A 12,224-nucleotide genomic window follows, 5' to 3' on the forward strand; every position below is an offset into this window, starting at 1 on the left:
CTCCACCTCTCTCAGTCTCAGTGCTCTCCAGCCCTCCCTAGTGGTGGAAGCCGGTCGCCGCCCCCTTGTCACGCGTCACCGGGTGCGTCTGCCGCCGCAGTTCGGGCAGCAACCGGTTCAGGTCCTCCACGAAGAGCTCGGCGAGGTCCACCGAGAAGCCGTTGCGGCACACCACACGCAGCACCGAGAGGTCCTGGCGGTTCTCCGGGAAGGTGTACGCGGGCACCAGCCAGCCGTTTTCCCGCAGGCGCCGGGACACGTCGAAGACGTCGTAGGAGCTCACCTCGGGCGCCGTCGTGAAGGCGAAGACCGGCAACTCGTCGCCCCGGGTGAGCAGACGGAAGTCGCCCAGCGCCTCGACCCGCTCGGCGAGCCCGCCGGCCACGTCCCGGGTCGTCTGCTGCACGGCCCGGTAGCCCTCGCGGCCGAGGCGCAGGAAGGTGTAGTACTGCGCCACGACCTGCGCGCCCGGCCGGGAGAAGTTGAGCGCGAAGGTCGGCATGTCGCCGCCCAAGTAGTTGACCCGGAAGACGAGTTCCTCCGGCAGCTCGGCCTGCGACCGCCACAGCGCCCAGCCCACGCCCGGGTAGACCAGGCCGTACTTGTGGCCCGAGGTGTTGATGGACGACACCCTCGGCAGCCGGAAGTCCCAGACGAGGTCCTCGTCGAGGAAGGGCGCGATCATCGCTCCGGACGCGCCGTCGACATGGACGGGGATGTCGAGGCCCGTACGCTCCTGGAGCTCGTCGAGTGCCGCGCACAGCTCCGCGATCGGCTCGTACGAACCGTCGAAGGTGGACCCGAGGATGCCGACGACCCCGATGGTGTTCTCGTCGCACAGCTCGGCCGCTGCCTGCGGGTCGAGGTGGAACCGGTCGCCCTCCATGGGGACTTGGCGTGCCTCGACCTCCCAGAAGTTGCAGAACTTGTCCCAGCAGACCTGGACGTTCACGCCCATCACGAGGTTCGGGCGGGCCCCGGGGTAGCGGTCCCCCTCTTTTCGTGTCGCAGCCCGCTGGGCCCACCGCCGCTTCAGGGCCATCCCGGCGAGCATGCACGCCTCGCTCGACCCTGTCGTCGAACAGCCCACGGCGGCCGCCGGATCGGGCGCGTTCCACAGGTTGGCGAGCATCGCCACGCAGCGCCGCTCCAGCTCGGCGGTACGCGGGTACTCGTCCTTGTCGATCATGTTCTTGTCCCGGCACTCACCCATCAGGACGCCCGCCTGCGGCTCCATCCAGGTGGTGACGAAGGTGGCGAGGTTCAGCCGCGCGTTGCCGTCCAGCATCAGCTCGTCATGGACGAGTTGGTACGCGGTCGTGGGCGGCAGCGGCCCTTCCGGCAGCCGGTGCTTGGGCGGGGCCTCGACCATGCCGCTGACCGGATTGGTCTCCCCGTAGAAGGGGTTGACGGACATCGGGCGCCCGTCGGGCTTCTCGTGGCCTTGGTGAAGCGGCATGGACACTCTCCTAATGGATCGGGGTTCCGTCGTCGTGAAGCTGCATCTGGGGCCGGCCGGTCACCAGCAGCCAGGCGGGAAGGGACGCGATGCACAGCAGGGCGAGGATCGCGGGCGAGGCCACCAGGACGGCGGCCGTGAAGAGGCTCACCCAGCCCTGCCGGGTGATGGCGAGGAGCATGCCCAGCACGCCCGCTGCCACGCCGAGCGCGGGAGGGACCGCGGGGACGAGCGCGTGGGCGAACAGGCCGAAGGCGGAGCCGATGAAGACCGAGGGGAAGATCCGGCCGCCGCGGAATCCGCAGGACGCGGAGACGAGCAGCGCCGCCAGCTTCACCACCGTCATCGTGGCGAACTGCCCGGCCGACCAGCCCTCCGGGTCGCTCGCCAGCTCCCCGACCTCGTCGAGGCCCTTGAAGAGCGTCAGTTGCCCGCCGAGGGCGCCCAGCAGGCCGAGCACGAATCCGCCCACCGGAAGCGCCACCATGGGGTGCCTGAGCCGGGAGAAGGCGCCGTGGACGTACGGGAAGGCGTAGACCGCGGCCATGCCAAGGGCCGCGGCGGCGGAGGCGATCACCAGCCCGGCGAGGACGTCGCCCCAGCCGGGCCGCCCGAGCGGGGGCAGCTGGAGGTCGAGGGTCGGATGGGCCACCAGGGCGGTCGTGATGGAGCCCGCGGCGGCGGCCGTCAACGGCCCGAAGAGGTTGTCCCACAGCAGGCCCTTCAGCTGCTGCCCGGCGAGCGCCTCGGAGAGGAGCAGCGCCGCCGCGACCGGCGTCCCGAACAGCGCGCCGATCGTCGCCGCCTCGGCCAGCGCCGCCCACAGACCGCCCGGCAACCGCGGCGCGAGCTTGCGGCCCAGCCAGAACGCGAGCGCGACGTTGGTGGCGATGATCGGGTTCTCCGGGCCCAGACTCGGCCCGCCGGCCAGCATCAGCGCGGTTGCCACGAGCAGGCCCGGCAGTACGAAGGGCGGCATCGGGGCGCCCGCCAGGCCGAGGGTCGCCGGGTCGGGGCCCGCGTGTCCCGGCGCCTTCCAGACCACCAGCCCGACCAGTACGCCCGTCGCGGTGAGCATGACGAGCATCCAGAACACCGAGTACCGGCCGATGCCCAGCGCGTCGGGCAGGTTCCCCCAGAGGACGTGCTGGAGCTTCTCGGCGAGCGCGCTCACCCCGACGAACAGCAGGCTGGCGGCGACACCGACGATGAGTGCCGGGAGGATCAGCGGCAGGAGTGACCGCGCGGGGGTCGCCGGGGCGGGGGATGGTGCCCGCTGGGCCGCGTCGTGGGTCACGCGGTCACCCTAAGCGGGCAAAAGGGACATCACATCCGGAGGATTTCCGCTTGCACCTCACGTCGCGTGAGGCCCCAGCCTGAAGTGCGTACGAAGAAGGGAGCGGAAGTGAGTTACTCAGTGGGCCAGGTCGCCGGTTTCGCCGGGGTCACGGTGCGCACGCTGCACCACTACGACGAGATCGGCCTGCTCGTGCCCGGCGAGCGCAGTCACGCGGGCCATCGGCGTTACGGTGACGCCGACCTCGACCGGCTGCAGCAGATCCTGTTCTACCGAGAACTCGGCTTCCCGCTCGACGAGGTCGCCGCCCTGCTCGACGACCCGGACGCGGACCCGCGCGCGCACCTGCGCCGCCGGCACGAACTGCTGACCGCCCGGATCGAGAAGCTGCAGAAGATGGCGGAGGCCGTGGAGCACGCCATGGAGGCACGGAAGATGGGCATCAATCTCACGCCCGAGGAGAGGTTCGAGGTCTTCGGCGACAAGGACCCCGAGCAGTACGCCGAGGAGGCGGAGCAGCGCTGGGGCGGCACGGAGGCGTACGCCGAGTCGCAGCGGCGGGCCGCCCGTTACACCAAGGACGACTGGAAGCGCATGCAGGCCGAGGTCGACGCCTGGAGCGAGCGCTACGAGGCCCTGATGGACGCCGCCGAGCCGCCGACCGGTGAAGCGGCCATGGACCTGGCCGAGGAGCACCGGCAGCACATCTGCAAGTGGTTCTACGAGTGCTCGTACGAGCTCCACCAGTGTCTCGCCGAGATGTACGTGTCCGACGAGCGCTTCAAGGCGTTCTACGACTCCATGCGGCCGGGCCTCGCCGAGCACCTGAGGGACGCGATCACGGCGAACGCCGCACGGCACGCAGCCTGACCGTAAGGGGCGCCCGCCAATTGCGGGCGCCCCTTACCGCGTGCACCGGGCCTCGGACCGGCGTGCGCTACTCCTTCAGCAGGACCACCGCTGTCCCGTACGCGCACACCTCGGTTCCCACGTCGGCCGCCTCCGTCACGTCGAAGCGGAACATCAGCACACCGTTGGCGCCGCGCGAGCGTGCCTGCTCGATGAGCCGCTCCATGGCCTGGTTGCGGGTCTCCACGAGCGTCTTGGTGAGCCCCTTGAGCTCGCCGCCGATCATCGACTTCAGACCCGCGCCGATCTGGCTGCCCAGGTGCCGGGAGCGCACGGTGAGGCCGAAGACCTCGCCGATGACCTGCTGGACGCGGTAACCGGGTACGTCGTTCGTCGTCACGACCAGGACGTCCGACTGGGGTCCCTGGCCGCCGCCGTATTCTTCGATGCCCATGGCTCACAGCTTTGTCCCAGTCGGCACACAGTGCATCCTGGAGGCAACCGGTGGAACCTGGCACGGACACATTGCGTTGATAGCTTTGGTCGGCCGTACAAGCACCGCCGTACCTTTCCTTCACCCCTCAGGAGCCCGGAACCGTGACGACGCTTGCCCTTGGACCAAGCTGGCTGGATCCGAACTCGCTCCTGGACAACTTCGGCATCTGGGGCCTGCTCCTCATCGTCTTCGCCGAGTCCGGCCTGCTCATCGGCTTCTTCCTGCCGGGTGACTCGCTGCTGTTCACCTGCGGTCTGCTGATCACCGCGGGCACGATGGACTTCCCCCTGTGGGCGGCGATCGCACTGATCTGCCTCGCCGCGATCCTCGGCGACCAGGCGGGCTACCTCTTCGGCAAGAAGGTCGGCCCCTCGCTCTTCACCCGCCCGAACTCCCGCCTCTTCAAGCAGGAGAACGTGGTCAAGGCCCACGAGTTCTTCGAGAAGTACGGGCCCAAGTCCCTGGTCCTGGCCCGCTTCGTGCCCATCGTGCGCACGTTCACGCCGATCATCGCCGGCGTCAGCGGCATGAAGTACCGCTCGTTCATCACATTCAACGTCATCGGTGGCGTCCTGTGGGGCGCGGGCGTCACACTGCTGGGCTCCTGGCTCGGCAACATCGAGTTCGTCCACAAGAACATCGAGGCGATCCTGATCCTGATCGTCCTCGTCTCGGTGGTCCCGATCGCCATCGAGTTCCTGCGGGCGCGCTCCAAGGCCAAGAAGGAAGCCGCCCGGGCTCCCGAGCAGCCCGCCGTGGACGACCGGACGGCTCAGCTGCGCGTGCCCCCGCTGCACCAGGGCCACGGCCAGCAGGAGCCCCCGCGCGGGCGCCACGCCAGGCGCTAGACGCCCACAGCGCCAGACGCCCACAGCGCCAAGACGCCCACTACGGGGACGTACGCGGGCGGAAATCGCCCACTCCGTAGACGTACGAAAACTCAGAAGCCGCGCGTCCGCTTGGCCGCGCGGCGCCCCGCCGCACTCGCCGCGCCCGGCACCCGCAGGAACAGCCGCGAGATCTCCGAGCCGAGGTTCACGCCGATCGCGATGGCCATCGCGAGGGCCGCGGCCTTGGTGAGGGACACCAGCCCCTTGTCGACCTCGTTCTGGGCGATGGACAACAGCCCGAAGTAGGTGGCCGAACCGGGCAGCAGCGGGCCGATCGCGGCCGTCGTGTACGGCAGCGCGGACGCGAACCGGTAGCGCGACAGCAACTGCCCGAACAGGCCCACCAGGCCCGCCGCGACGGCCGTGGAGGCGACCGGTGAGATGCCGCCCGCGTAGTGCATCGCGCCGTACACCGACCAGGCCACGCCTCCGTTGAGGGTCACCGCCAGCACGGTGGACCGTTCCTGCTGGAGCAGGATCGCGAAGGTGAGCGACAGCAGCATCGAGGCGGCGATCTGCAGCACCGGCCGCTCGGAGATGTTCAGCGCCGCGTCCGGGTTGAGCTGGGCGCCCAGCTTCACGCCGAAATAGAGCACAAGAAGGACGCCGACGACGATGCCCACAAAGAAGTACATGACTTCGAGCAGACGCGCGGACGCGGTGATGTAGAAGCCGGTCAGCCCGTCCTGTACGCCCGCGACGAGCGCCCGTCCGGGCAGCAGCGCGAACAGGCCACCGGTGATCACCGCGGACGACTTCACGTCGACGTGTGTGAGCTGGAGCGCCACACCGATCGCGGCCGGCGGCATCGCGGCCACCGTGAACTGGTAGAACTCCGGCAGCCCGCGCCCCGCGCACAGCCACGCGAGCCGGTCGCCGAGCATCGCGCCGATGGCCGCGGCGACGAACACGATCGCGTCACCGCCGACGAGTACGGAGGCCGCTCCGGCGAGCAGCCCACCGGAGGTGGTCAGCACCCAGCCGGGATACGGGTGCCGGTTGCGCCGCATCTCGGCGAGCCGCCGGTAGGCGTCCTCCAGGGAGATCGCCGCCTCCGGGTCGCTCAGATCGTCGACGAGCCGGTACACGGCCGCGAGCCGCGTGTAGTCGGTGCCCCGGCGGCGTACGGTCCGCGACGCCGTCACGGGATCGTCCACCAGGGACGGCTGGTGCGAGATCGACAGCAGCGTGAAGGTGACGTTCGGCTCGCAGCGGTCCAGGCCGTACGAGCGGCAGACGGCGAACATCGCCGCCTCCACGTCCTCGGCCCCCTCACCGCCGGCGAGGAGCAGCTCACCGATACGCAGCGTCAGGTCGAGGACGCGCGGGACGGCGGGCCCCGACTCGTCCTCCTTGTGCACCGGTTCGGGCGCGGGCCGCTCGGTCACCGGCATGCGCAGCATCGTGCGCATGCGGTCCTGCCAGGGCGCGTCCTTGGTCAGGCTGACCACGGGGATGCCGGTCGGTGGCGTGAAGGCGGGCGGCGCGTGCTTCGCGCTGTACGTGGCCGGGGTGCTGAAGGCCGACCCCTCGGTCTCGGCGGCGGGACCGGGCGGGGCGTCCAGCCCCTTGGGGAGCGCGAACTCGGACGTCGTCGACGACTCATCGTCGGCCGACGGGGTCTGCGGCGGAGCGACACCGGCCGGCGGGCTGAAGGCGCTCCTCGCCTCATCCGACTGCGGCTTGCGGTCTTCCGTCCCCGGGTCCGCCACCAGCTCGTGCCTTGCCTTTCGTGCGCGTGTGTCTCGTCCGTACCTTCCGTATGCCTCAGTATGCGTACGGATACACGAACGGGCCGCGCGACCCCGAAAGGGTCACGCGGCCCGAACGGAAGCGGTGAGGGTCAGTGACCGCCCTGCTCCTTGAGGCGCTTGTAGGAACGCTCGATCTCGGCCTCGGCCTCCGCGCGGCCCACCCAGTTGGCGCCCTCGACGGACTTGCCGGGCTCCAGGTCCTTGTAGACCTCGAAGAAGTGCTGGATCTCCAGGCGGTCGAACTCCGACACGTGGTGGATGTCGCGCAGGTGCTCCACCCGCGGGTCGTGCGCCGGGACGCACAGCAGCTTGTCGTCGCCGCCGGCCTCGTCCGTCATACGGAACATGCCGATCGTGCGGCACTGGATGAGGCAACCGGGGAAGGTCGGCTCGTCCAGGATGACCAGCGCGTCCAGCGGGTCGCCGTCCTCGCCGAGGGTGTTCTCGACGAAGCCGTAGTCGGCCGGGTAGCTGGTCGAGGTGAAGAGTCGACGGTCCAGGCGGATCCGACCGGTCTCGTGGTCCACCTCGTACTTGTTCCGCGAACCCTTCGGAATCTCGATCGTGACGTCGAACTCCACCGGTGGCTCCTCCATGATCAACACATAGTTCTGGTGGTTAAGTGTCCCTCACGCAGGTGTGTGATCGCGAAAGGGGCTGGTGGTCGTGCCAGAGCTGAGGTCTTGGCGGGCCGCGAGACCGCATGTGGTGCGGGTCGCGGAAGCCGTGAAACCGCGTCTTGCGCGGGTCACGCGTTCCGTGACGCCGCATCTCGCGCGGGTCGCGAAGCCGAAGACCTGGCAGCTCACGGCCGGTGCCGCCACCGTGGGCCTGGCGCTCGCGGCCGGGGCGGTGGCCGCGGCCGGTCCCTGGGACTCCTCCGGCCAGCGTACGGCGGAGCGCGACTGGGCCGCATCGCGGGAGGGCGAGGGTGTCGCAGATCACGGCCATACGTCCGCTACGTCCCCGAAGTCGCCCCGGCCCGCGCCCAGCGCCGCATCCGTCCTCACCGGACTCGGCGGCTCCACGAACTCGGTGCCCGCACCGGCCGGGAAGGCCCTCGCGGACGTTCTCGGCCCGCTTCTCGACGACCCTTCGCTGGGTTCGCGGCGTACCGCCGTCGTCGTCGACGTGGCCACCGGCAAGCGGTTGTACGGCAAGGGGGCCGACGAGGCGCAGACCCCGGCCTCCACCACGAAGATCGCCACTGCCGTGGCCGCGCTCTCCGCGGCGGGCCTCGACCACCGCATCACGACGCGTGCGGCCCTGGAGCCCGACACCAAGGAGGTCGTGCTCGTCGGCGCCGGCGACCCGACGCTGACCGCCCGCAAGGATGCGGCAGGCTGGGCGAGCCTGCGCACTCTCGCCGACGAGACGGCAACCGCTCTGAAGGCACGTCACCTGGACCAGGTGACACTCTCGTACGACACCTCGCTGTACACGGGCGCCACCCTGCACCCCATCGGTGTCAACCCCAACCTCGCGCCCGTCAGCGCCCTGATGGTCGACGAGGGCCGCACCGACGACTCGACCAGCGGCACGGCCACCCGCAGCACGGACCCGGCGGGGGACGCGGCCCGCATGTTCGCCGACCTGCTCCACGACCGGGGCATCAAGACCACGTCCCCCGGCCCCTCGAAGGCGACGAGCCGCTCACAGACCCTCGCCTCGGTCTCCTCGCCGCCCCTGTCCGCCCTGGTCGAGCGGATGCTGACGAACAGCGACAACGACATCGCGGAGGCCCTGGCCCGCCAGGTCGCCCTCGCGACGGGCGGACCGGCGAGCTTCGAGGGCGGTGCGACGGCGATCCGCGCCCAGCTGAAGAAGCTTGAACTCCCGCTCTCCGGCGCGGAGTTCTCGGACGGCAGCGGCCTCAACCGCGCCGACAGGCTGACGGCCGACCTGCTCACCGCACTGCTGGCCGAGGCCGGCGACCCGGCCCACCCCGAACTCCGCCCGGTCCTGACCGGCCTCCCCGTCGCGGGCTTCACCGGCACCCTCAGCGCCCGCTACACCGACGACGCCACGGGCACCGGCGTCGTCCGCGCCAAGACCGGCACCCTGACGGGCGTGAACACCTTGGCGGGCACCGTGGTCGACACCGACGGCCGCCTCCTGGCCTTCGCCTTCCTGGCCTCCGACACGACAGACCCGACAGCAGCCCAGACGGCCCTGGACCACACGGCATCGGCACTGGCGGCCTGCGGCTGCAGGTAGTTGCTTCGCCACCAACGCCGGGTGCCCTGAAAGCAAGGGGCACCCCGGGCGCCCCAAGGGCACCAAAGGCGTCCCCAACCCCTCGGAAGGGGGCGACCCGGACTCCGTACCCCTAACCGCAGCCGGACACGCTCACGTACGGTTGACGCATGACGAGCATCGGTGGTGCCGAGATGGTCGACTGGAATCTCGCGGTGGCAACCGCGACCCGGCTCGTACGGCCGGGCCCCGAAGTGAGCCGCGACGAGGCCAGGGAGGTAGTCGCGGAACTGCGCCGGCATGCGAAAGCCTCGGAGGAACACGTCCGGGGCTTCACTCGTATGGGCACGGAGGTCACCCACGACACCCCCGTACTCGTCGTCGACCGCCCGGGCTGGGTGCGGGCGAACGTCGCGGGGTTCCGGGAGATCCTCAAGCCCCTGCTGGACAAGATGCAGGAGCGGCGGGGGAGCACCCCGGGCGGAGCCGTCCTGGGCGCCGTCGGCGGCAAGGTGACCGGTGTCGAGCTGGGCATGCTGCTGTCGTTCCTGTCGTCGCGCGTCCTCGGGCAGTACGAGACCTTCGCCCCGGCGACCCGCGAGCTCCCGGCGGGCGCGAACGGCGGCGGCAGGCTCCTCCTGGTCGCGCCGAACATCGTCCATGTGGAGCGCGAACTCGACGTACAGCCCCACGACTTCCGCCTCTGGGTCTGCCTGCACGAGGAGACGCACCGCACCCAGTTCACGGCCGTGCCCTGGCTGCGCGACCACCTGGAGGGCGAAATCCAGTCTTTCTTGGGCGAGACCGAGGTCGACCCCATGACGGTCCTGGAGCGGATCAGGGAGGCCGCCCAGTCGCTCGCGGGCGGACGCCCCGAGGGCGAGGAGGACGACGGGGGCCGGTCCCTCGTGGAGATCGTGCAGACGCCCGCGCAGCGGGAGATCCTCGGCCGCCTGACCGCCGTGATGTCCCTCCTCGAAGGACACGCGGACTTCGTCATGGACGGTGTGGGTCCGGCGGTGGTCCCGTCCGTGAGCGAGATCCGCGAGAAGTTCCAGCAACGCCGCGCCAAGGGGGCCTCACGCCTGGACCTGGCCCTGCGCAAGCTGCTGGGTTTGGACGCCAAACTGAGGCAGTACAGGGACGGCGAGCGGTTCGTCAGGTCGGTCGTCGAGCAGGTCGGTGTCGACGGGTTCAACCGTGTGTGGACCTCCCCGAACACCCTCCCGACCAAGGCGGAGATCGCCAAACCGGCGGACTGGGTCGCGCGGGTGCACCGCAAGGCAGAGTCGTGAACCCCACGGGAAGGTCGTGAAACGAATCCGGCCGACGGCAGGCGAACGCCCCTCCAATCACCCGTCCGAGGGACCGTGAGCCATGGGTAGGCGTGCAATGCTCGGGGAACGGCCCGGTTCTGTCACCATCTACACACTCTGAGTGACCGACCTCGGGCTCACCCCCCGAAAACTTCATGAAGGGAACCGGACATGGGTCCCCATCCTGCGGTCGCGGCGATACGCCTGGCGGTTCGCCGCGTACTCCACGACATCCTCACCGAGCACCCGCCCGCCCCCGACACCGGGCGCGCGCCCGTTTTCGATGCCGCGCGCCCGTCCGCCTCCAGCGCCGAGCGTGTGCCCGCTCCCGGTACGAGGCGCACACCCGCCCCTGCCCAGCCGCCCCGCGAGCAGCCGCACGTGCCGCACACGCCGCTCGTGCTCGTCGCGTGCTCCGGCGGCGCCGACTCCATGGCGCTCGCGTCCGCCCTCGCCTTCGAAGCCCGCAAACTCGGCATCCGCGCCGGTGGCATCACCGTGGATCACGGCCTGCAGCCCGGCTCCGACCTGCGCGCCGACGAAGTTGTGTTGCGCCTCACGGAACTGGGGCTGGCCCCGGTCGAGTCCATCTCCGTCACCGTCGGCCGCGACGGCGGCCCCGAGGCCGCCGCCCGCGACGCCCGGTACGCCGCCCTGGACGCCGCCGCCGAACGCCACGGCGCCACGGCGGTCCTGCTCGGCCACACCCGCGACGACCAAGCCGAAACCGTCCTGCTCGGCCTCGCCCGCGGCTCCGGCATCCGCTCCCTGTCCGGAATGGCCGCGGTCTCGGGGGCCGACGGCCGTTACCGGCGCCCGTTCCTGCACCTGGACCGGCAGACCGCCCGTAAGGCCTGCATGGTCCAGTCGCTGTCTGTCTGGGACGACCCGCACAACACCGACCCGGCCTACACCCGTTCCCGGCTCCGCCACGAGGGCCTGCCCGCCCTGGAGAAGGCGCTCGGCAAGGGCGTCGTCGAGGCACTCGCCCGTACGGCGCAGCTCTCCCGCGACGACGCCGACGCCCTCGACGCCTGGGCCCGCCAGGCCGAGGCCTCCGTACGCGACGCGGCCGGTCTCCTGGAGTGCGCCAAGCTCTACGCCCTGCCGCCCGCCGTACGCCGCCGCATCCTGCGCCGCGCCGCCATCGAGGCGGGCGCTCCGGCCGGTTCGCTGTTCGCCCGGCACATCGAAGAAGTCGACCGGCTGATCACCGGCTGGCGCGGCCAGGGAGCCATCAATCTCCCGGGCAAAGTCGTCGCTCAGCGTCAGGGTGGCAGACTGGTGATTCGGCAAGGCTGAAACCGGACCCTCCACCGGGACCGCTCACGCGGCTCGTGGGCGGCCGAGCGGCCGGTGGGACGGACGACCGAAAGTGATGCGGGTGGACGCGAAAGACATGGGCACCGACCTCAAGTCGGTGCTCATCACCAAGGAAGAGATCGACGCCAAGCTGGCTGAGCTGGCCGCGAAGATCGACGCGGAGTACGCGGGCAAGGACCTGCTGATCGTCGGTGTCCTCAAGGGCGCCGTGATGGTCATGGCGGACCTGGCGCGTGCGCTGTCCACCCCCGTCACGATGGACTGGATGGCGGTGTCCTCGTACGGCGCGGGCACGCAGTCCTCCGGTGTGGTGCGGATCCTCAAGGACCTCGACACCGACATCAAGGGCAAGCACGTCCTCATCGTCGAGGACATCATCGACTCCGGGCTGACCCTGTCCTGGCTGATCTCCAACCTCGGCTCCCGCGAGCCGGCCTCCCTCAAGGTGTGCACGCTGCTGCGCAAGCCGGAGGCGGCCAAGGTCGCGATCGACGTGGAGTGGGTCGGCTTCGACATTCCGAACGAGTTCGTCATCGGCTACGGCCTCGACTACGCCGAGAAGTACCGCAACCTCCCGTTCGTCGGTACGCTCGCGCCTCACGTCTACGGCGGCTGAGCCCCGCCCTCTGTGAGGGCGGGTCAGT

Annotated in this window: 10 protein-coding genes and 1 pseudogene; 6 read left to right on the top strand and 5 right to left on the bottom strand. The window is 70.4% G+C overall.

Annotation, left to right across the window (positions count from 1 at the left end; translation table 11 throughout):
• Positions 1–37 precede the first annotated feature (37 nt).
• The gene (locus ACZ4WS_RS24630) at positions 38–1,459 is read right to left on the bottom strand and encodes a glutamate decarboxylase (RefSeq protein WP_467983368.1); all 1,422 of its coding nucleotides are present in this window, start codon (positions 1,457–1,459) and stop codon (positions 38–40) included.
• A 10-nt stretch (positions 1,460–1,469) separates the two neighbouring features.
• Positions 1,470–2,756 (bottom strand): ion channel protein, encoded by a 1,287-nt coding sequence (locus tag ACZ4WS_RS24635; RefSeq protein WP_467983369.1) that lies wholly within the window; start codon positions 2,754–2,756, stop codon positions 1,470–1,472.
• 108 nt (positions 2,757–2,864) lie between these two features.
• On the opposite strand from ACZ4WS_RS24635, the gene ACZ4WS_RS24640 reads away from it, so the two are divergent.
• Complete coding sequence (locus tag ACZ4WS_RS24640) at positions 2,865–3,626, top strand: MerR family transcriptional regulator (protein ID WP_467983370.1); 762 nt, start codon at positions 2,865–2,867, stop codon at positions 3,624–3,626.
• 67 nt (positions 3,627–3,693) lie between these two features.
• On the opposite strand, the gene ACZ4WS_RS24645 is transcribed toward ACZ4WS_RS24640, so the two are convergent.
• Positions 3,694–4,059, bottom strand: coding sequence for a YbjQ family protein (locus ACZ4WS_RS24645; protein WP_467983371.1), 366 nt, complete (start codon positions 4,057–4,059; stop codon positions 3,694–3,696).
• Between the two features lie 143 nt (positions 4,060–4,202).
• Here ACZ4WS_RS24645 and ACZ4WS_RS24650 point away from each other — a divergent pair.
• Positions 4,203–4,934: pseudogene (locus ACZ4WS_RS24650) on the top strand (DedA family protein); the annotation flags it as partial.
• Positions 4,935–5,041: 107 nt separating this feature from the next.
• Here ACZ4WS_RS24650 and ACZ4WS_RS24655 read toward each other — a convergent pair.
• On the bottom strand, positions 5,042–6,703 hold the full coding sequence (locus tag ACZ4WS_RS24655; RefSeq protein ID WP_467983372.1) for a threonine/serine exporter family protein: 1,662 nt from the start codon (positions 6,701–6,703) through the stop codon (positions 5,042–5,044).
• A gap of 131 nt (positions 6,704–6,834) precedes the next feature.
• Entirely contained in the window at positions 6,835–7,326 is a 492-nt protein-coding gene (locus ACZ4WS_RS24660; RefSeq protein ID WP_405880567.1) for an inorganic diphosphatase, read from the bottom strand.
• Between the two features lie 79 nt (positions 7,327–7,405).
• On the opposite strand from ACZ4WS_RS24660, the gene dacB reads away from it, so the two are divergent.
• The 4 genes from dacB to hpt all read left to right on the top strand — a co-directional run bounded on the left by dacB (position 7,406) and on the right by hpt (position 12,196).
• On the top strand, positions 7,406–8,962 hold the full coding sequence (dacB, locus tag ACZ4WS_RS24665) for a D-alanyl-D-alanine carboxypeptidase/D-alanyl-D-alanine endopeptidase (protein WP_467983373.1): 1,557 nt from the start codon (positions 7,406–7,408) through the stop codon (positions 8,960–8,962).
• A gap of 149 nt (positions 8,963–9,111) precedes the next feature.
• Positions 9,112–10,236 carry a zinc-dependent metalloprotease gene (locus tag ACZ4WS_RS24670; protein ID WP_467983374.1) on the top strand — a complete coding sequence of 375 codons (1,125 nt, stop codon included), beginning with the start codon at positions 9,112–9,114 and terminating at the stop codon, positions 10,234–10,236.
• A 192-nt stretch (positions 10,237–10,428) separates the two neighbouring features.
• Positions 10,429–11,559, top strand: a complete 1,131-nt coding sequence (gene tilS, locus ACZ4WS_RS24675; protein ID WP_467983375.1) for a tRNA lysidine(34) synthetase TilS — start codon at positions 10,429–10,431, stop codon at positions 11,557–11,559.
• A gap of 76 nt (positions 11,560–11,635) precedes the next feature.
• A complete protein-coding gene (gene hpt / locus ACZ4WS_RS24680; protein WP_010986089.1) occupies positions 11,636–12,196 on the top strand; it encodes a hypoxanthine phosphoribosyltransferase in 561 nt (186 codons plus the stop codon).
• The last annotated feature ends 28 nt before the right edge of the window (positions 12,197–12,224 follow it).

The organism is Streptomyces sp. NPDC029292, from assembly GCF_055569295.1.